The organism is Pseudomonas sp. UBA6315, assembly GCF_002438125.1.
Taxonomy (GTDB): Bacteria; Pseudomonadota; Gammaproteobacteria; order Pseudomonadales; family Pseudomonadaceae; genus Aquipseudomonas; species Aquipseudomonas faucium.
On the sequence record NZ_DJTF01000086.1, the window covers coordinates 1 to 20,673 of the forward strand.

Annotated in this window: 16 protein-coding genes and 1 pseudogene; 9 read left to right on the forward strand and 8 right to left on the reverse strand. The window is 64.0% G+C overall.

All coding sequences use genetic code 11. The annotated features are described in order from the left end of the window. Together B3E94_RS11645 and thiI are read right to left on the reverse strand one after the other, a co-directional pair. On the reverse strand, positions 1-368 hold a 368-nt coding region (locus tag B3E94_RS11645), incomplete at its 3' end, for a GTP-binding protein (RefSeq protein WP_286913612.1). Between the two features lie 126 nt (positions 369-494). Beyond that, a complete protein-coding gene (thiI, locus tag B3E94_RS11650; RefSeq protein ID WP_176512982.1) occupies positions 495-1,949 on the reverse strand; it encodes a tRNA uracil 4-sulfurtransferase ThiI in 1,455 nt (484 codons plus the stop codon). 475 nt (positions 1,950-2,424) lie between these two features. On the opposite strand from thiI, the gene glnA reads away from it, so the two are divergent. The 4 genes from glnA to ntrC all read left to right on the forward strand — a co-directional run bounded on the left by glnA (position 2,425) and on the right by ntrC (position 7,276). After that, positions 2,425-3,831, forward strand: a complete 1,407-nt coding sequence (gene glnA, locus B3E94_RS11655; protein ID WP_176512983.1) for a type I glutamate--ammonia ligase — start codon at positions 2,425-2,427, stop codon at positions 3,829-3,831. 154 nt (positions 3,832-3,985) lie between these two features. Further along, a complete protein-coding gene (locus tag B3E94_RS11660; protein WP_286913614.1) occupies positions 3,986-4,525 on the forward strand; it encodes a chorismate mutase in 540 nt (179 codons plus the stop codon). Between the two features lie 232 nt (positions 4,526-4,757). Beyond that, positions 4,758-5,843 carry a nitrogen regulation protein NR(II) gene (glnL, locus tag B3E94_RS11665; RefSeq protein ID WP_176512985.1) on the forward strand — a complete coding sequence of 362 codons (1,086 nt, stop codon included), beginning with the start codon at positions 4,758-4,760 and terminating at the stop codon, positions 5,841-5,843. Continuing rightward, positions 5,840-7,276, forward strand: coding sequence for a nitrogen regulation protein NR(I) (gene ntrC / locus B3E94_RS11670; protein ID WP_176512986.1), 1,437 nt, complete (start codon positions 5,840-5,842; stop codon positions 7,274-7,276). The genes glnL and ntrC overlap by 4 nt, the downstream gene beginning before the upstream one ends. 314 nt (positions 7,277-7,590) lie before the next feature. On the opposite strand, the gene B3E94_RS11675 is transcribed toward ntrC, so the two are convergent. After that, entirely contained in the window at positions 7,591-8,028 is a 438-nt protein-coding gene (locus B3E94_RS11675; protein ID WP_286913615.1) for a hypothetical protein, read from the reverse strand. Here B3E94_RS11675 and trmL point away from each other — a divergent pair. Next, positions 8,027-8,488: a tRNA (uridine(34)/cytosine(34)/5-carboxymethylaminomethyluridine(34)-2'-O)-methyltransferase TrmL gene (gene trmL, locus B3E94_RS11680; RefSeq protein WP_176512988.1), complete on the forward strand. Its 462-nt coding sequence runs from the start codon at positions 8,027-8,029 to the stop codon at positions 8,486-8,488. The genes B3E94_RS11675 and trmL overlap by 2 nt on opposite strands. A 162-nt stretch (positions 8,489-8,650) precedes the next feature. Here the strand turns inward: trmL and secB are convergent, their stop codons facing one another. Genes secB through B3E94_RS11695 form a run of 3 tightly spaced genes read right to left on the reverse strand, consistent with a single transcriptional unit; the run spans position 8,651 to position 9,845 of the window. After that, a complete protein-coding gene (gene secB / locus B3E94_RS11685) occupies positions 8,651-9,136 on the reverse strand; it encodes a protein-export chaperone SecB (RefSeq protein ID WP_176512989.1) in 486 nt (161 codons plus the stop codon). Between the two features lie 39 nt (positions 9,137-9,175). Beyond that, complete coding sequence (gene grxC, locus B3E94_RS11690; protein ID WP_236237946.1) at positions 9,176-9,430, reverse strand: glutaredoxin 3; 255 nt, start codon at positions 9,428-9,430, stop codon at positions 9,176-9,178. Position 9,431: 1 nt separating this feature from the next. Beyond that, positions 9,432-9,845, reverse strand: coding sequence for a rhodanese-like domain-containing protein (locus B3E94_RS11695; RefSeq protein WP_236237945.1), 414 nt, complete (start codon positions 9,843-9,845; stop codon positions 9,432-9,434). Positions 9,846-10,051: 206 nt separating this feature from the next. On the opposite strand from B3E94_RS11695, the gene gpmI reads away from it, so the two are divergent. The 4 genes from gpmI (at position 10,052) to B3E94_RS11715 (ending at position 15,277) form a co-directional block, all read left to right on the forward strand. After that, positions 10,052-11,587 (forward strand): 2,3-bisphosphoglycerate-independent phosphoglycerate mutase, encoded by a 1,536-nt coding sequence (gene gpmI / locus B3E94_RS11700; protein ID WP_286913616.1) that lies wholly within the window; start codon positions 10,052-10,054, stop codon positions 11,585-11,587. A gap of 218 nt (positions 11,588-11,805) precedes the next feature. Continuing rightward, positions 11,806-13,092, forward strand: a complete 1,287-nt coding sequence (locus B3E94_RS11705) for a murein hydrolase activator EnvC family protein (protein WP_176512993.1) — start codon at positions 11,806-11,808, stop codon at positions 13,090-13,092. A gap of 80 nt (positions 13,093-13,172) precedes the next feature. Next, positions 13,173-14,504 (forward strand): S41 family peptidase, encoded by a 1,332-nt coding sequence (locus B3E94_RS11710; RefSeq protein WP_176512994.1) that lies wholly within the window; start codon positions 13,173-13,175, stop codon positions 14,502-14,504. An 8-nt stretch (positions 14,505-14,512) separates the two neighbouring features. Then, on the forward strand, positions 14,513-15,277 hold the full coding sequence (locus B3E94_RS11715; RefSeq protein WP_286913618.1) for a divergent polysaccharide deacetylase family protein: 765 nt from the start codon (positions 14,513-14,515) through the stop codon (positions 15,275-15,277). On the opposite strand, the pseudogene B3E94_RS11720 reads toward B3E94_RS11715, so the two are convergent. Together B3E94_RS11720 and B3E94_RS11730 are read right to left on the reverse strand one after the other, a co-directional pair. After that, positions 15,278-19,864, reverse strand: a pseudogene (locus tag B3E94_RS11720) (dermonecrotic toxin domain-containing protein). Positions 19,865-19,977: 113 nt separating this feature from the next. Beyond that, positions 19,978-20,673: BCCT family transporter (locus tag B3E94_RS11730; protein WP_286913623.1), on the reverse strand; the 696-nt coding region annotated here is incomplete at its 5' end.

The following is a 20,673-nucleotide window of genomic DNA, read 5'->3' on the forward strand; positions in this document are numbered from 1 at the left end:
GGCTTCAGGCCGGCTTCGAAGGCCTTCTTGGTCACGAAGCGGGTTTGCGGCATCGGGCCGTCCTGGGCGTCGACCAGCAGCAGCACGGAGTCGACCATCGACATTACACGCTCAACCTCGCCACCGAAGTCGGCGTGGCCGGGGGTGTCGACGATGTTGATGTGGTAGCCGTTCCAGTTGATGGCGGTGTTCTTCGCCAGAATGGTAATGCCGCGCTCTTTTTCCTGGTCGTTGGAGTCCATGACGCGCTCGTCGTTGAGCTCGTTACGCTCCAGAGTGCCGGACTGACGCAGGAGTTTGTCGACCAGGGTGGTTTTACCATGGTCAACGTGGGCGATGATGGCGATGTTACGCAGATTTTCGATCACAACTGTATCTCGATCAGAGGATTCGGTTGCCGCCAGTCTAGGCGGCCAATATGAAGTTAAAAGGCTCAGCAGGCCCGGCGGTCGGGAGGGCGATGGCGGATGCTGCCGCCATACAGCCCTGGCATCTTATGCCGGACGATAAACACGCACATTGGCATGTCCCTCACTGAGCAGGTGGTGTGCGTGCAGGCGGCTCATCACACCTTTGTCGCAATAAAGCAGGTACTGGCGGGTTTCATCCAGCTGCTTGAACTTGCTGTTGATCGCATAGAACGGCATGACCTGCACTTCGACGCCGTCGATCAGCAGCGGTTGGTCTTCCTGGGCGTCGGGGTGGCGGATGTCGATGACGATCTGGCCCGGCAGCGCTTCGCGCACTTCCTCGACTTCCACGTCCTTGCCCAGCTCGTCGATCACATGGTCGATCGAGATGAACTTGGCACGCTCCAGGGCGCGCTCGAGCACCGCCATGTCGAACTGCTTCTCTTCATGCTCCATGCGGTGGCGCTTGGCATGGGTAGTCGGGTTCACCGAGATCACGCCGCAGTATTCGGGCATGTGCTTGGCGAAGTCGGCGGTGCCGATTTCGGTGGCCTGGTCGATGATGTCCTGCTTGTGGCTGGCCAGCAACGGGCGCAGCACCAGCTTGTCGGTGGCCGAATCGATGATCGACAGGTTCGGCAGCGTCTGGCTCGAGACCTGGGAGATCGCCTCGCCTGTGACCAGCGCTTCGATATCCAGACGATCGGCCATGTGCGCGGCGCCGCGCAGCATCATGCGCTTGAGGGTCACGCCCATGTAGCTGTTGTCGACCTTGTTGAGGATCTCGCCGACCACTTCCTCGAACGGCACGCTGATGAACAGCACGCGCTGGCTGCTGCCGTACTTCTTCCACAGGTAGTGGGCGACTTCCATCACCCCCAGCTCGTGGGCACGGCCGCCGAGGTTGAAGAAGCAGAAGTGGGTCATCAGGCCGCGGCGCATCATCTGGTAGGCCGCCACGGTGGAGTCGAAACCACCGGACATCAGCACCAGGGTCTGCTCCAGGGCGCCCAGCGGGTAGCCGCCGATGCCCTGGTGCTGGTTGTGGATCACGTACAGGCGCTGGTTGCGGATTTCGATGCGTACCAGCACTTCAGGGGTCTTGAGGTCAATGCCGGCGGCGCCGCACTGCTGGCGCAGCTGGCTGCCGACGTAGCGGTCGACGTCCATCGAGGTGAAGTCGTGGTGGCCGCCGCGCTTGCAGCGCACGGCAAAGCGCTTGCCTTCGAGCAGGTGGCCGAAGTGCTGCTTGCACTTGGCGACGATGTCGTCGAAGTCGCCCAGCGGGTATTCCTCGACCTGCAGGAAGTGGGTGATACCCGGGGTGCAGGTCAGGCGCTCGATCATTTCGCGCTGGAGCTTCTCGTCCTCGACGCGGGTGACCACTTCGAGATTGTCCCAGACACCATCGACCGCGAGCTCCGGATCGAGATCCTTGAGCACGTTGCGGATGTTCTTGCCGAGCTGGCGGATGAAGCGCTTGCGCACCGGCCGGCTCTTGATGGTGATCTCTGGAAAGACTTTGACGATAAGTTTCATTGGTTTAACAGCGCGCGCAGGGCCTGCCGAAAATGAGGGGCGCGAATTATATCGGAAATTGCTCAGGATTTGACCAACTTTTGTACAGAAGGTTGGATTTATGTTTGCCTGCCCCGGCCTCATCGCCGGCAAGCCGGCTCCCACAGGGGAGACCGCAGGTCTTGAGACTTGCAGTTGACCCGGTGGGAGCCGGCTTGCCGGCGATGAGGCCCTTAAAGGAAGCACAAACCTCAACAAATGCACCTTTTTAGTGCGTCAACATGGAAAACCGCCCCTTAAGAGTGCGCTTCAACCCCTCAACCCCTCACCAAATGCCCGCAAACGCCCCCTTTTATCCCGCCCTCGCCATTTTCGGGCACTGGCATGCAATTTGCTCCCTTGTGAGGCAGGTACGCTTGGCCGACTATCCGCGCCCGGCAACACCCTTTTTTCCAGGGCAGCGGCCCACCGCGCTCTAGACCATCCGGAGGACAACATGTCGAAGTCGGTTCAACTCATCAAAGATCATGACGTCAAGTGGATTGATCTGCGTTTCACGGACACCAAAGGCATTCAGCATCACGTGACCATGCCAGCGCGTGATGGCCTGGACGAAGACTTCTTCGAAGTCGGCAAGATGTTCGACGGCTCCTCCATCGCCGGCTGGAAAGGCATCGAAGCCTCCGACATGATCCTGATGCCGGTCGACGACACCGCCGTGCTGGACCCGTTCACCGAAGAGCCGACCCTGATCATCACCTGCGACATCGTCGACCCGTCGAGCATGCAGGGCTACGATCGCGACCCGCGCGGCATCGCCAAGCGCGCCGAGGAATACCTCAAGAGCACCGGCATCGGTGACACCGTGTTCGCCGGCCCAGAGCCTGAGTTCTTCATCTTCGACGAAGTGAAGTTCCAGTCCGACATCTCCGGTTCGATGTTCAAGATCTTCTCCGAGCAAGGCTCGTGGATGACCGGCGCTGACGTGGAAGGCGGCAACAAAGGCCACCGTCCAGGCGTGAAAGGCGGCTACTTCCCGGTTCCGCCGTTCGACCACGACCACGAAATCCGTACTGCCATGTGCAACGCACTGGAAGAAATGGGCCAGGTCGTCGAAGTTCACCACCACGAAGTGGCAACTGCCGGCCAGAACGAAATCGGCGTCAAGTTCAACACCCTGGTGAAGAAGGCTGACGAAGTACAGGCCCTGAAATACGTCGTGCACAACGTTGCCGACGCCTACGGCCGCACCGCTACCTTCATGCCGAAACCGCTGTACGGCGACAACGGCTCGGGCATGCACGTGCACATGTCGATCTGGAAAGACGGCAAGAACACCTTCTCGGGTGAAGGCTATGCCGGCCTGTCCGACACCGCCCTGTACTTCATCGGCGGCATCATCAAGCACGGCAAGGCCCTGAACGGCTTCACCAACCCGTCGACCAACTCCTACAAGCGTCTGGTCCCAGGTTTCGAAGCTCCGGTAATGCTGGCCTACTCGGCTCGCAACCGTTCCGCCTCGATCCGTATCCCTTACGTCGGCAGCCCGAAAGCCCGCCGTATCGAAGCACGCTTCCCGGACCCATCGGCCAACCCGTACCTGGCCTTCGCAGCCCTGCTGATGGCTGGCCTGGACGGCATCCAGAACAAGATCCACCCAGGCGATGCGGCCGACAAGAACCTGTATGACCTGCCGCCAGAAGAGGCCAAGGACATCCCGCAGGTTTGCGGCAGCCTGAAAGAAGCCCTGGAAGAGCTGGACAAAGGCCGTGCGTTCCTGACCAAGGGCGGCGTGTTCTCCGACGACTTCATCGATGCCTTCATCGAGCTGAAGTCGGAAGAAGAAATCAAGGTCCGCACCTTCGTGCACCCGCTGGAATACGAGCTGTACTACAGCTGCTGATGTAATCGGCGCCTGGCGCTGATCAACGTCACTGGAAACGGCCTCCTTCGGGAGGCCGTTTCTGTTTCTGCCTTCTGCAACTTCGGAAGCTTCCTACCCCAAGAAATACGCCCACTTCTCCACACTCGACGCTTTGCCCAACCGGAGAATTGCCATGCGCCCCCTGCCCCTCATCACCCTTGCCTTGAGCCTTGCCGGCTGCACCACTGCCTCGGCAGGCAGCCTCGCCCTCACCCCCTTGCTCGATGCCATCGAACAGCGCTTGAGCCTGGCCAACGCCGTTGCCCTGCACAAGTGGGACCAGGGCCAACCGGTACAGGCCACCGAGCGCGAACAGCAGGTGCTGGCGCAGGTAAACGCAGCCGCCCCCGCTTACGGCCTGGCCCCGCAACGTGCCGAAGCGTTTTTCGCCGACCAGATGGAGGCCAACAAGCTGGTGCAATACAGCCTGCTGTCCCGCTGGCACCTGCAGGGCGCGGCGCCCGACACGCCACGCCAGGACCTGCAGCAGCAGATCCGCCCGCAACTCGACGCGCTGCAAGCAACGCTGCTCGGCCAACTGGCCGCTTTCGAGCAGCAAAAGCCAGCCGCGTGCGCTGCGGACCTGGCCGAGACCCTGGCCAGCCGCCCGGCAGACAGCCTGACCCGCACGGCGCTGGTCCGCGCCACCGGCCAACTGTGCGATAAACCCTGATAGCTCTATGCTCTATATTGGTGCGCCCATTGGCGGGCGCGCCTTTTACCCACCCCAAAATGGGTCACAAAAACCGTTAAACCAGGGCATTCTGTTCCGAATTCGCGCAATTCCAGGCCTTTTTCGGCTTATTCCGCTTCTTTTCGGAGCCTTGGTTTGTTTCTTGCATTTTCCTCGCATCAGCGGATCCATAGCGCGCCCGCCAAGCGCCAAAAGAGGTCAACGACGCCTTATGACCATCAGCGATGCACAGCACCGTCTGCTTCTGGACAACCTGACCACCGCCACGCTTCTGCTCAACGCCGAGCTGCGCCTGGAATACATGAACCCGGCCGCCGAAATGCTCCTGGCAGTCAGCGGCCAGCGCAGCCACGGGCAGTTCATCAGCGAGCTGTTCACCGAGTCGACCGAGGCGCTCAACTCCTTGCGCCAGGCGGTCGAGCAGGCGCACCCGTTCACCAAGCGTGAAGCGCAGCTGACCTCGCTGACCGGGCAGACCATCACCGTCGACTACGCCGTGACGCCGATCCTGCACCAGGGCAACACCCTGCTGCTGCTGGAGGTGCACCCCCGCGACCGGCTGCTGCGCATCACCAAGGAAGAGGCCCAGCTCAGCAAGCAGGAAACCACCAAGATGCTGGTGCGTGGCCTGGCCCACGAAATCAAGAACCCGCTGGGCGGCATCCGCGGTGCCGCGCAGCTGTTGGCCCGCGAGCTTCCCGAAGAGGGGCTGCGCGACTACACCAACGTGATCATCGAGGAAGCCGACCGCCTGCGTAACCTGGTCGATCGCATGCTTGGCTCGAACAAGCTGCCTTCGCTGTCGATGACCAACATTCACGAGGTGCTCGAGCGCGTTTGCAGCCTAGTGGAGGCCGAGAGCCAGGGCTGCATCACCTTGGTGCGCGACTACGACCCCAGCCTGCCCGACGTGCTGGTCGACCGCGAACAGATGATCCAGGCCGTGCTGAACATCGTGCGCAACGCCATGCAGGCCATCAGCTCGCAGAACGAACTGCGCCTGGGCCGCATCACCCTGCGCAGCCGCGCGGTGCGCCAGTTCACCATCGGCCATGTGCGCCATCGCCTGGTGGCGCGGGTCGAGATCATCGACAACGGCCCGGGCATCCCGGCGGAACTGCAGGACACCCTCTTCTATCCCATGGTCAGCGGCCGCCCCGACGGTACCGGGCTGGGCCTGGCCATTACCCAGAACATCATCAGCCAGCACCAGGGCCTGATCGAATGTGAAAGCCACGCGGGCCACACCGCCTTCTCGATCTTCCTGCCCCTGGAACAAGGAGCCACCGCCTCATGAGCCGAAGTGAAACCGTATGGATCGTCGATGATGATCGCTCCATCCGCTGGGTACTGGAAAAAGCCCTGCAACAAGAAGGCATGACCACCCAGAGCTTCGACAGCGCCGATGGCGTGATGGGCCGCCTGGCCCGGCAGCAGCCGGACGTGATCATTTCCGACATCCGCATGCCAGGCGCCAGCGGCCTCGACCTGCTGGCGCAGATCCGCGAGCAGCACCCGCGCCTGCCGGTCATCATCATGACCGCCCATTCCGACCTGGACAGCGCCGTGGCCTCCTACCAGGGCGGCGCCTTCGAATACCTGCCCAAGCCGTTCGACGTCGACGAAGCGGTGTCGCTGGTCAAGCGGGCCAACCAGCATGCCCAGGAGCAGCAGGGCCTCGACGCCCCCCAGGCACTGGCGCGCACGCCTGAGATCATTGGCGAAGCGCCGGCGATGCAGGAAGTGTTTCGGGCCATTGGCCGGCTCAGCCATTCCAATATCACCGTGCTGATCAACGGCGAATCCGGCACCGGCAAGGAGCTGGTGGCCCATGCCCTGCACCGCCACAGCCCGCGCGCGGCCTCGCCGTTCATCGCCCTGAACATGGCGGCGATCCCCAAGGACCTGATGGAGTCGGAGCTGTTCGGCCACGAGAAAGGCGCGTTCACCGGCGCCGCCAACCTGCGGCGCGGGCGCTTCGAACAGGCCGATGGCGGCACGTTGTTCCTCGACGAGATCGGCGACATGCCCGCCGATACCCAGACCCGCCTGCTGCGGGTGCTGGCCGATGGCGAGTTCTACCGCGTCGGCGGCCACGTGCCGGTGAAGGTCGATGTGCGGATCATCGCGGCGACTCACCAGAATCTTGAATCGCTGGTGCAGGCTGGCAAGTTCCGCGAAGACTTGTTCCACCGCTTGAACGTGATCCGCATCCACATCCCGCGCCTGGCAGACCGGCGCGAGGATATTCCGGCGCTGGCCCGGCACTTCCTGGGCCGCGCCGCCCAGGAGCTGGCCGTCGAGCCGAAGCTGCTGAAGCCGGAAACCGAAGAGTTCATCCGCAACCTGCCTTGGCCAGGCAACGTGCGCCAGCTGGAGAACACCTGCCGCTGGATCACCGTGATGGCCTCCAGCCGCGAAGTGCTGGTCGGCGACCTGCCGCCCGAGCTGCTCAACCTGCCGCAGGATGCGGCGCCGGTGACCAACTGGGAGCAGGCGCTGCGCCAATGGGCCGACCAGGCACTGGCGCGCGGGCAGTCGAACCTGCTCGACAGCGCCGTGCCCAGCTTCGAGCGGATCATGATCGAGACCGCGCTCAAGCACACCGCCGGGCGCCGCCGCGATGCCGCGGTGCTGCTGGGGTGGGGGCGCAATACCTTGACCCGCAAGATCAAGGAGCTGGGGATGAATGTGGCGGGTGGCGATGAAGAGGACGGCGAGGAGCATTAATTGCTCATCAGCCGCTGATTTTGTGGGAGCCGGCTTGCCGGCTCCCACAAGAGCCCCGCCGAAACAGTCCTGCACCGAACCTGTGCCTCCTGCACCGCCTTAAGGCACAAATCCCCTCGAATTCCGGCCAAATCCCCCTCAAAGCGCCATATCCATGGGCTTTGCAAACCTGGCACGCCCCCTGCAATAAACCAAATCAAGACATCTCCCGTTTCGGGGGCCTCGGTACAGGCAGGCCGGGTGACCCCTCTTTTATTCGCAGCACCGCCCGTTTTGGGGGACCTCGGTACAGGCAGGCCGGGACATCCCCTCTTTTATTCGTGCAGCCTTACCTGCACCCGCCAACGCCCAGCGTCTTCTGCACCGGCCCACTCGCCGTGCAGGGGGCGCGTGGCTACCAGGGTCAGCAACAAGCCCTCTTCAGTCTTTTGCAAACGCCACCCCACCGGCTTGCCCTGCAGGTTCAACTGCCCGCGCTGGGCCTTGCCCTGGGCCTCGAACAACAGCGCAACCGTGCCTTCCACGTGCTCACCGTGCAGCTTGGGTTCTTCGTTGAACCACAGGTCGAGGCCATCCTGCACCACGTCCACCTGCTCCAGCACACGCTCGTCCGGGGTGGTCAGGCGGCCGATCATCAGCCCGACCATCAAGCCGACGATCGCCAGAGACAGCAGCACACGCGGCAAGCCCTTCGATCGCAGGTCCGCTTCGGGGGTAGAATGCTCGCCATCTTCACGCTTGGAGCCGTGCATGTTTCACGTCATCCTCTTTCAACCAGAAATTCCGCCGAATACCGGCAACATCATCCGCCTGTGCGCCAACAGCGGTTGCGACCTGCACCTGATCGAACCGATCAGCTTCGAGCTGGACGACAAACGCCTGCGCCGGGCCGGGCTGGATTACCACGAGTATGCCACGCTCAAGCGCCACGAAAGCCTGGCCGCATGCCTGGAAAGCCTGGGCAATCCGCGGCTGTTCGCCTTCACCACCAAGGGCTCGCACCCGTTCCACGAAGTGGCCTACCAGCCAGGGGACGCCTTCCTGTTCGGGCCGGAAAGCCGAGGCCTGCCGGCCGAGGTGCTGGACAGCCTGCCGGCCGAACAGCGCCTGCGCCTGCCGATGCGGCCGGGGTGCCGCAGCCTGAACCTGTCCAATACCGTGGCGGTGACGGTGTATGAGGCCTGGCGGCAGAACGGGTTTGCCGGGAGCTGATCCTTTGCCTGCTCGGGCCCTATCGCCGGCAAGCCGGCTCCCACAGGGATCGCAGCCCACCTAAGGCCTGTACATCACTTGTGGGAGCCGGCTTGCCGGCGATGAGGCCGGTACAGGCAACAAAAAAGCGCCCCGAGAGGCGCTTTTTTGATACCGGCAGAATTACTGCACGGTCGGCACTTCGCCGGCTTCCTGCATGCGCTGCATTTCTTGCGCGTACAGAGCGTCGAAGTTCACCGGCGACAGCATCAGGGCCGGGAACGAACCACGGGTCACCAGGCTGTCCAGGGTCTCGCGGGCATACGGGAACAGGATGTTCGGGCAGAACGCGCCGAGGGTGTGGCTCATCGACGAGGCGTCGAGGTTCTTGATCAGGAAGATACCGGCCTGCTGGACTTCAGCGATGAAGGCCACTTCGTCACCATTCTTGACGGTCACCGACAGGGTCAGCACCACCTCGTGGAAGTCGCCTTCCAGGGCCTTCTGCTTGGTGTTCAGGTCCAGGGCGACGCTCGGCTCCCACTGCTGACGGAAGATCTGCGGGCTTTTCGGCGCCTCGAACGACAGGTCGCGCACATAGATGCGCTGCATGGAGAACTGTGGGCTGGTGTCTTCGGCGGCTGCGCCGTTGGTCTGTTGGTCAGTCATGGCAGGTCCTTATCCTAATGTTTTTGAATGCAGTGCAAATCAGGCCGCCAGCAGCGCGTCGAGCTTGCCGGCGCGCTCCAGGGCATAGAGGTCATCGCAGCCTCCAACGTGGGTCGTGCCGATCCAGATCTGCGGCACCGAAGTACGGCCGGCTTTCTGGCTCATCTCGGCACGCACCTGCGGCTTGCCGTCGACCTTGATTTCCTCGAAGGCCACGCCCTTGCTCTGCAGCAGGTGCTTGGCGCGCATGCAGTAGGGGCAATAGTCGCTGGAGTAGACGATGACGGGCTTCATATCACTTCACCAGGGGCAGGTTATCGGCTTTCCAGCTGGAAACGCCACCGCTGAGCTTGGCGGCGGTGTAGCCGGCTTTGAGCAGGTCGCGGCACACCATGCCGGACTGCTGGCCCATCGCGTCGACGACGATCAGGGTCTTTTCCTTGTGCTTGTCCAGTTCGGCCATGCGGTTGGCCATTTTGTCCTGCGGGATGTTCACCGCACCGACGATGTGGCCGGCGGAGTAATCCTTGGACGGGCGGATATCGATGACCAGGGCCTTGTCGGCGTTGACCAGCGCGGTCAGTTGGCCATTGCTCAGGCTCTGGCCGCCACGGCGGATTTCGTTGACCAGCAGGGCAACCAGCAATACGACGAAAATCGCAACCAGGATGTAGTGATCTGTCGCGAATTGAATCAGGTGAGCAACCATCAGCGGTGTTCCAGGCGATTGAAAATGCCGGCCAGTATACACAGCCCCCCATGACCACCAAAGCCCGTCAGGCCGGCCACAAAGGTGCCTTCATGTTGCGCCGCTGGCCACGCTGGTCAGCGAACAGGACGATTATTCGCCGCAGGTGGCGTATTTGCCCTAAAATGCGTGTCTTTATCATCTTTGAACAACCGTGAGTTTGATTGATGACGAGCACCCCCAAACCCCTTGTCCTGATCATCCTGGATGGCTTCGGTCACAGCGAATGCCCCGACTACAATGCCATCCTTGCCGCCAACACACCGGTCTATGACCGCCTGCGCGCGAGTCAGCCCAACGGCCTGATCTCCGGTTCAGGCATGGATGTCGGCCTGCCGGACGGGCAGATGGGCAACTCCGAAGTCGGTCACATGAACCTCGGCGCCGGCCGTGTCGTCTACCAGGACTTCACCCGGGTGACCAAGGCCATCCGCGACGGCGAGTTCTTCCACAATGCGGTGCTCACCGGCGCCGTGGACAAGGCAGCGGGTGCCGGCAAGGCCGTGCACATCCTCGGCCTGCTCTCCGACGGCGGCGTGCACAGCCACCAGGACCACCTGGTCGCCATGGCCGAGCTGGCCGCGCAACGGGGTGCCGAAAAGATCTACCTGCACGCCTTCCTCGATGGCCGCGACACCCCGCCGCGCAGCGCGCAGTCGTCGATCGAACTGCTCGATGCCACCTTCGCCAAGCTTGGCAAGGGCCGCATCGCCAGCCTGATCGGCCGCTACTACGCGATGGACCGTGACAACCGCTGGGACCGCGTCAGCGCCGCCTACAACCTGATCGTCGACAGCACTGCCGAGTTCCAGGCCGACACCGCCGTGGCCGGCCTCGAAGCGGCCTACGCCCGTGACGAGAGCGACGAGTTCGTCAAGGCCACCCGTATCGGCGAAGCGGTCAAGGTCGAAGACGGCGACGCGGTGATCTTCATGAACTTCCGCGCCGACCGCGCCCGCGAGCTGTCGCGCGCCTTCGTCGAAGCCGATTTCAACGAATTCCCCCGTGCCTGCCTGCCGAAAATGGCGGCCTACATCGGCCTGACCCAGTACTCGGCGAAAATCCCGGCCCCGGCGGCCTTTGCCCCGGCCAGCCTGCACAACGTGCTTGGCGAGTACCTGGCGAACAACGGCAAGACCCAGCTGCGCATCGCCGAAACCGAGAAATATGCCCATGTCACCTTCTTCTTCTCCGGCGGCCGCGAAGAGCCGTTCGAAGGCGAAGAGCGCATCCTGATCCCGTCGCCGAAGGTCGCCACCTACGACCTGCAGCCGGAAATGAGCGCGCCAGAGGTTACCGACCGCATCGTCGAAGCCATCGAGCAGCAGCGCTATGACGTGATCGTGGTCAACTACGCCAACGGCGACATGGTCGGCCATACCGGCGTGTTCGCCGCTGCGGTCAAGGCCGTCGAAGCGCTGGATGGCTGCGTCGGGCGTATCGTCGAGGCGCTGGACAAGGTCGGCGGCGAAGCGCTGATCACGGCCGACCATGGCAACGTCGAGCAGATGGAAGACGAGTCCACCGGCCAGGCGCACACCGCGCACACCACCGAGCCGGTGCCGTTCATCTATGTGGGCAAGCGCAAGCTCAAGGTCCGCGAAGGCGGCGTGCTGGCCGACGTGGCGCCCACCATGCTCAAGCTGCTGGGCCTGGAAAAACCTGCGGAAATGACCGGTACGTCGATCCTGCTCGACGCCTGATCGATGTGCAGGGGCGCTTCGCACCCCATTCGCCGGCAAGCCGGCTCCCACAAAGAGCAGCCCCCGTGGGAGCCGGCTTGCCGGCGAAAGGGCTGCAAAGCAGCCCCGCTGCACATGAATTCCGGACAAACGCCTGGCCGCCCCCGCAGCCAGGCGTTTTTTTTGCAGGCCCGGGCGGGCATACTAGGCCAGTCTCCATCCCTGGTACGCCAAACCCCATGTTCCGCGCCCTGATCCTACTCGCCCTGTCTTGCCTGCTCAGCCCGGCGTTCGCCGACGAGCGCGCACAGACCCAGCAACAACTGGACGCCACCCGCCAGGACATCGCCGAGCTCAAGAAGACGCTGGGCAAGCTCCAGGAAGAAAAGGCCGGCGTGCAGAAAGACCTCAAGGCCACCGAAACCGACATCGGCAACCTGGAAAAGCAGGTGGAGGCCCTGCAGCAAGAACTAAAAAAGACTGAAGGCGAGCTGGAGCGCCTTGATACCGAGAAAAAAAAACTCCAGAGCGCCCGCAGTGAACAACAGCGGCTGATCGCCATCCAGGCCCGTTCCGCCTACCAGAACAACGGCCGCGAGGAATACCTCAAGCTGCTGCTCAACCAGCAGAACCCCGAGAAATTCGCCCGCACCCTGAGCTACTACGACTACCTGAGCAAGGCACGCACCGAGCAGCTGCGCGCCTTCAACGAGACCCTGCGCCAGCTGGCCAACGTCGAGCAGGACATCGGCCGCCAGCAGGAGCAACTGCTGGCCCAGCGCGCCGACCTCGACAGCCGCCGCCAGGCGCTGGAAGCCGAACGCGGCAAGCGCCAGCAAGTGCTGGCCAAGCTCAACAGCGATGTGAAGGACCGCGACCAGAAGCTGCAGGCCCGCGAGCAGGACCAGGCCGACCTGGGCAAAGTGCTCAAGACCATCGAGGAAACCCTGGCCCGCCAGGCCCGCGAAGCCGAAGAAGCACGCAAGAAAGCGCTGCTGGCCGAGCAGGAAGCCGAGAAGCGCCGCCAGCAGCAAGCCCTGGCCGCCCGCGAAGAAGCCGAGCCGCCGAAAAAGGCCCGCACCACCCTCGGCCCCCTGGTTTCCAGCGACGGCGCCAACTACGGCGGTGCATTTTCTGCAGCCCGGGGAAAACTTCCTTGGCCGGTCAATGGTCGATTGCTGGCACGCTTCGGCGACGCCCGCGGCAGCGATGCCCGGGCCAAGTGGGATGGGGTGATGATCAGCGCCAACCCGGGCACCCAGGTGCACGCCGTACACGGCGGGCGCGTGGTGTTCGCCGACTGGTTGCGTGGCGCTGGACTTCTGGTCATTCTCGACCATGGTAATGGTTACCTGAGCCTGTACGGCCACAACCAGAGCCTGCTCAAGAGCGCCGGTGACATCGTCAAGGCCGGTGAAGCCATTTCCACCGTTGGCGACAGCGGTGGCCAGGACAGCGCGGGCTTGTACTTCGCCATCCGCCAGCAGGGCCGGCCGACCGACCCTGCGCAGTGGTGCAGAGGTTAGGTTCATTTTTCTCGGTGTAGCGCCTGGCGCTGCGCCGGTGCTCCGCAGGGAGCGTCTACAGGATCAGGAGTTCGTTCGACATGCTGCACTCGCCTCGCCTCACCCAGCTGGCCCTGACCATCGCCCTGGCGATCGGCGCGCCCTTGGCCCATGCCGCCGAGACGGCGCCCGCCAAGCCTGCCAAGCCCGCCGCGGTGCCGGCCACCGAGGTGACCGCCAAGGCGCCGCTGCCGCTTGAAGAGCTGCGCACCTTTGCCGAGGTCATGGACCGCATCAAGGCCGCCTACGTCGAGCCTGTGGACGACAAGACCCTGCTGGAAAACGCCATCAAGGGCATGCTCAGCAACCTCGACCCGCACTCGGCCTACCTTGGCCCTGAAGACTTCCAGGAGCTGCAGGAGAGCACCAGCGGCGAGTTCGGCGGCTTGGGCATCGAAGTAGGCCAGGAAGACGGCTTCATCAAGGTGGTGTCGCCGATCGACGACACCCCGGCCTCGCGCGCCGGGGTCCAGGCCGGCGACCTGATCGTCAAGATCAACGGCGCCCCGACCCGTGGCCAGACCATGACCGAAGCCGTGGACAAGATGCGCGGCAAGATCGGCGAGAAGATCACCCTGACCCTGGTGCGCGACGGCGGCAACCCCTTCGACGTGACCCTGGCCCGCGCGGTCATCCAGGTCAAGAGCGTGAAGAGCCAACTGCTGGAAAACGACTACGGCTACATCCGCATCACCCAGTTCCAGGTCAAGACCGGCGAAGAAGTGGGCAAGGCCCTGGCCAAGCTGCGCAAGGACAACGGCAAGAAGCTGCGCGGCGTGGTCCTGGACCTGCGCAACAACCCAGGCGGCGTGCTGCAATCGGCCGTGGAAGTGGCCGACCACTTCCTCACCAAGGGCCTGATCGTCTACACCAAGGGCCGTATCGCCAACTCCGAGCTGCGCTTCTCCGCCGACCCGGCCGATGCCAGCGAGGGCGTGCCACTGGTGGTGCTGATCAACGGCGGCAGCGCCTCGGCCTCGGAGATCGTCGCCGGCGCCCTGCAGGACCAGAAGCGCGCCGTGCTGATGGGCACCGACAGCTTCGGCAAAGGCTCGGTGCAAACCGTGCTGCCGCTGGCCAACGACCGCGCCCTGAAGCTGACCACCGCGCTGTACTTCACCCCCAACGGCCGCTCGATCCAGGCCCAGGGGATCGTCCCGGACATCGAAGTGCGCCAGGCCAGGATCACCGCCGAAGCCGATGCCGAAAACTTCAAGGAAGCCGACCTGCAGGGCCACCTGGGCAACGGCAACGGCGGCGCCGACCGCCCGACCAGCAGCAGCAAGCGCAAGGAGCGGCCACAGGACGATGACTTCCAGCTGAGCCAGGCACTGAGCCTGCTCAAGGGCCTGAACGTCACCAAGGGCCAGTGATCGCCACCATGCGTTATCTGCTGTTCACGCTGTTCTGCCTCCTGGCTGGCACCGCCCACGCGGCGCCAGCCAAGGCCTACATGAGCATCATCATCGACGACCTGGGCCAGAGCAGCGAGCGCGACAAGCGCACCCTGGCCCTGCCCGGGCCGGTGACCATGGCGATCATGCCCGACACCCCGCATGCCAGCGATTTCGCCCGCCAGGCGCACAAGGCCGGCAAGACGGTGATCCTGCACATGCCCATGGACCCGGCCACCGGCCCCTACGCCTGGCACCCCGGCACGCCGCTGCCCGAACTGGCCAGCCGGCTGCAGGCGGCCCTGGCCAAGGTGCCCTACGCCGCCGGCATCAACAACCACATGGGCAGCCGCATGACCGCCCAGCGTGAGCCGATGGCCTGGTTGATGGGCGAGTTGCAGCAGCGCCACCTGTTCTTCGTCGACAGCCGTACCAGCGCTGCCACCGTCGCTGCCGCCGAAGCCCAGCGCATTGGCCTGGCGCATGTCTCGCGGGATGTGTTTCTCGACGACGTGCGCACGCCCGAGGCCATCGCCGGGCAACTTCGCATCGGTGTGGAAATGGCGCGGCGCCAGGGCTCGGCGGTGCTGATCGGCCACCCCTACCCGCAAACCCTGGCCGTCCTCGAACAGGCGCTGCCCCAGCTGGCCAGCCAGGGCATCACGCTGATCGGCCTCAAGCAGATGATCGCCGAACGCAGCAACCAGGCCATGCCTGCGCATGGCAGGCATGGGGTCTACAGCAACCGCTGATCAGGCGTCGAAGGGAATCAGCCCTTCCACGTCGGCCAGGCGCAGGTTGCCACGGTAGATCGCCAGCACTTCCTTGCCACTGGCTGCCGCGCGTATTTGCGCCTCACGCCCCAGCTTGCTCTGGTAGCCCAGCTTCAGGTGCCCTTTGCTGAACGCACGCCCAGGGGTGTCGGCTGCCGGGTAATGGAAGTGCGCCTCCCACAGCAGGCGCCCGGGTTTGCTGCCCTCGCCGTTGCGGCGCACTTCGTAGACATCGAGAAAATCCGTTGCCGACAACTTGCGCCGCGCGCCCTGGCGGCTGAGCCTGACCTTCTTCTCCTGCAGCAAGAACCGCAGGCTCTGGGCCGTAGGATGACTGGTGGCTAGGTACAGGCTGACCAGCTTGTCGCGCTTGACCGTCGCCAGGCGTTCGATGGCATGGCTCAGGTTCTGCTCCAGCGCCTGGTCGGCCTCGCTGGAGGTGAAATTGGCCCGTACCTCTTCAAGCTTGTCGATGTGGCCATCGATCACGGTGGCCAATCCCAGGGGCTCGTCGTGCCGTTCGTACTGCCTGCCCAGGCCGATCACTGACTCGACTTGCTCGATCAACCGTTTGCCAAGCTCCCGCTCCTGGGCCAGGCCCAGCGATGGCCTGCGCTCGCTCTCTTCGACAGACACCTCCTCGACCCACTCGACCCCTTGCAGGCGGAAGGTCTTGAGCACATTTTCCCGATCATCGAGCTGTTCCAGCACCCGGGTGCCATCGCGCTCACGCTCCACGCCCACCACGCTGCGCCCGCGGTGGGTGCGCACCACATGGCGGCGGCCGCCGCGCGGGGCATAGATGGGCTGGCGCAGCGGGCGTTGGTCCAGCAGCTCCTGCTCCTGGACGGCGGCAACCAGCTCTTTCTCCGCGCTGTCCTTGAGCGTATTGAGCAGAGCGCGATACTGGTCCAGCCGCTCCGGGCGAACGGCGGGGCCACCCAGGCTGCGCAGGTAGCTCGCCATGGCATCGGCCTCGGCATAGGCATCGACGACGCCGTTGAGGATGTTGATCTGTTCATCCAGCGCCACCTCGGCACGTGCGGGGTCGCCATGGGCAGCACCGGCGCTCCTGAGCCCGGCCCCTTTCAGGTAGCTTTCGTATTCCTGCAGCACATGCTCCTGAACCCCGATGCCCAGGCGATCCAGGCTCAATTCGCCAAGGTCCATCAGCAACTCGAACTCAAGCTCCACACCCGTGCGCCGGCGTTGCTCGACAATCTGCCCAAGCCAGGCTTGCTTGCTGAGCCCGGAGCTCTGGTCGGTGAAGGTGATCGCATCATCCTTGAGCGTGCTTTCCAGCACCGCATCGAACTGCCGGGCAACCTTGACCATGTCCGTTTCCCACTTGACCACCTTTTCCATCGTTTTGAAGAACTGCTCGTACAGCTGCACCTCCTGCTCGAGCTCGGGCCGGGCGCTGACCCTGTTCGCCAGTTCGCCAACATTCTCTTGGTTGATCATCGCCGCCATCTGGTTGTAGAACTGCTCGCAGTCCTGGATCAGCTCCTGGCGCAGGTTGGCCCGGCCCTGCTTGAGCGCTTGCTCCATCACCTGCGGATGGCGTGGCAGCGTACCGATCTCGTCGAATACCTGATCATGCTGCAGCGCATTTTCGATGAGAGCCTTGAGGTCATACACGACAATTTCCCGGTAACGCCCTTCGAGATCCTTGAGCAGCTCTTTACGTCGGACCTGGTCAGGCGCTGGCTGCTCAAGTGCTTCAAGCTCGAGCAGGTCGGCCTTGGTTTCCTGCAGCGTGGCCTTGTGCTTCTTGAACGTTGCCTCGAGCTTCTTGCTCTGCAAGATAAGGTCCTTGTCCTGCTGGTTAAGCGCCGCCATCTTGCTGGCATTGGCTTCCTTGATCTGCTGCACACGGTTCCTGGGCATTCCACCGCGCAAATGCAGCCCGCCATCCACCCGCCAGGCGCCGAACCTGCGCACCAGCAGCGGCCCTCGGTTGCCCTCGGCATCGATGACGCGTACCTGGTCGCCATCAAGCTCGACGCGATAGTTTTCGCCGGTGAGTGCCACGTAGTACTGGCTGTCCAGCCGATAAAGGCCGTTGCTTTCAGCCACCTTGCCGGCAAGGTCGACGCTCGCGCGCATGCCGCGCAGCTTGTCACCCATGGCCTTGCCGAGGACGTTGAACCCTTGTGCGCCCCGGAATGAGAAATCAAGCGAGCGCCCAGGCTCTGTGGCCATGGCCCCCGCCAGCTGCAGCTGGCCTTGTGTCGGCGGCAAAGGCTGCTCCAGGCTGAACGGCACGCTGCCGCGCCTGGCCTGCAAGGCCCGCGCAGTGCCGGAGCCCGCTACCGGCCTGGGCAGGAACTTGTGCGTCAACCCCGCGGCCAGCCCCATCAGCAGGTCGACCACGGCCACACTGCGTTCGGCCTCGTTGCCGCGCAGCAGTGCCGGCAGGTCATTACGCACCATGCTCAGGCCCTGGACCAACCAGGCAACCACCGCCACCGGCCCGCCCATGAACAGCGTGACGGTGTCGAACAGCAACCAGCCGCCCTGCAACAACACCGCCCAACGGCTCTGCGCGGTGGACAACGATTCGCGGGCAGCCAGTTCCAGCAACAGGTCCAAGCTGGCCTGGTACAGTTTCTGATCGATGGCAGGCGTCCAGAATTCGGCGCTGAAGGCCACGCGCACCGGCACTGGCAGCCCGCCTCCCGGCAACTCGGGCAGGAACAGCGCATCGAAGTCGCCCCGCCCATACGCATCGCGCGATGATGCGCTCATCCAGTCGAGCACGCTGTCCTGCAAGGCGCCGGGCCTGGCAATGGCCGAACGCAGGGCGTCGAGGCTGGGGAACTCGCGCAAAGTCCCCTGCATGTACAAGGGCCGATACAGCAACACCACCTCAAGCTCCGGGGCGAACAGCACATACATGCCATGCACCCTGTCGGCTTGCTCAGGGCCTGGGGTGCGCCGCAAGGCCAGTGGCATGAATTCGACCCCCGGGCGGTTGAACTGGCCACGGCAGAAATCGACCAGGCACTCCAGCCCCGCTTCGCTCAGGCCACCGTCCAGCCTCGCCAGCAACCCGCTGAACAACATCGAGCAGCGCCACTCGCGGCTAAAGCACGCCTCGCGCTGCGCCTTGCCCTGCTGGTCGGCCTTGGCCTGCTGGACTTAGGCCACATAGCTGCCGCCGACATCGACCCGTTCGACCAGTGCCTTGAGGTAATCCGCTGTCAGCCACGGCATGATCAGCTGCTCGTCGCGATGCTCGATGCGTTCGAGCACCGCGCCCTGCAGGGAGGCAAGGTTGCCGATGGCGAATTCGGTCAGGGTCATCGTCCGCTTGAAAACGGTCCCCCAGCCGCTGCCGGGCATGCCAATGGCGCTGGACAGGGTAAGCACAAGGTCATCCGGGAAGTAATTGGCCTCGACCGGGTAGTCTTCGAGCAACGCCTCGCGCAGGCGCTTGCGGGCAAAGGCTTGCAGGTCCAGCACGCCTGCCGCCGAGCCCTGGCCTTGCGACGCGGCCTGGGCCAGGGCCAGCTCGAACATGCCGCGCTGGTAGGCAAAACTGACCGCAGCGGGTGCGCCGGCCAGGCCCGGCGGGGCCTTGAGATGCACCTCGCCGCTGACACCATAGCCGGCAATGAAGTAGTGGGCGGGGTTGCCGACGCTTGCATACGCCGCCTCGCCCTGGTCGATACCCGCACCGTCGTCCAGGCGCCAGCCATCGAGCGCCTCGAACTGGCAGTCCAGCAACAACGCCGCTTGCTGGGCGAACACATCGCCTTCCAGGGCAAAACGGTGCCAGGTCAGGCTATCGGCGCCCTGCATCTGGCACAGTGCCAAGGCAAAGTCGTCGAACGAACTGAAGGCCCTGATCACGCCGCACGGCGCACACCACAGCAGCACCTCTCGCTCGTCCCATTCGCCCAGCACCAACAGGTTCGCCAGCATTCGGGTAACGGCGCTGCCAGGTTCCTGCACTTGAACGGCAAACACCGAAGCCGGCGGCAGGCTGCCTTCGAGCAGCCCCAGTACCAGCGCCGTCTGCTCGCCATCGAGCCCCTGCAGGGGCAGGTTGCCAAGCAGTGCCGACTTGAGCTGCTGCTGCAGCCAGAGGTCCCGGCTCACTCCGAGGCTGCCGTTGGCCTGCCAGAAGTCCACCTGGGCCTGGCGCAGATGCCAGGGCAGCAGCAGGACCAGATCCTCGAGCTCATCCATCGCCTGCTGCACGGAAATGACAGCGTCCTCGAGCGGATTGCCGAGTGCGTCCTTGAAGGCGAAAGGTGCGCTGACCGAGAGCATGAACTCGCCATCCGGCTTGCCCAAGGCGCGCAGGCCGCAGCCCTGGAACAGGGCAGTCAACAAGGCATCGAGCAACGCACGCGGCGTCCAGGAGGGGGCATCAGCCGTGGCGCTGGGGATGTGCAGCACCAACGCATCGGCGTCGGCAAGCTTGGCAGACCTGACCGAGTCGTAGCGTTCGGCCAGCAACTTCAGGGCTTCGCGCCCGGCTATCTGACGGACTGTGGGGCGGTGGCTGAACGCGGCGGCAACGGCCGCATGCAGATCGGGGAAGGTGCTCGGCATGGAGAAAATCCTTGTGAAGGTTGATCCACAAGGATGAAAACCATCACGCCGAGGCGGGGGTATCTATGTCTTCGACCAACGAAGGGGCTGCCAGCGGCAGCCCCCAAGTGTCATCAGCTGTAGACCCGGCCCAGCAACTGCCGGTGGCTCTCGAACTGGTCGAGCACGTCACGCACGATCTGCTCGGGCGCAAAGCCCATCAGGTCGTATTCCTGGCTGCCATCGTGCAGGTACACCTCGGCACGGTAGAAGCGCTGGCGCACTTGCGGCTCGCCTTCGACCGGCGCTTCGCTCGGCGCGGCCATGTAGCCATCCAGGCTCACTTCGTAAACGAACGGGTTGCCCTCATCCATCATCACCCGCAGGCCCATCATGTTGCGCGACTGGCCGACACGGGTTTCCACCTCGAAGCCCAGGGTCTGCAGCTGCACGGCGGCTTCTTTGAGCGCCGGGCTGACCTGCTTGTCCATGAAGCGCTGCACCACGGCCTGGGTCGGCTGCAGCTCAAGCTGGCTCAGGCGCTCGCTGAAACCACGACGGCCACGGGCCGCCAGCTCGGCGCGCTCGCCTTCGGCCGCCACGTCCTGCTTCATGGCCTTGTACAGGCCGAACATGAACAGCACCAGCACCACCGAGAACGGCAGGCCCGCCAGCACCACCATGGTCTGCATGGCTTCGAAGTTACCGGCGAACAGCAGGCCGATGGTGACCAGGGTGATGACCACCGACCAGAACACCACCATCCAGTGCGGGGCGTCTTCGTCGACCTTGCCGCCCTTGCACGACAGGTTGGCCATCATCACCGCGCC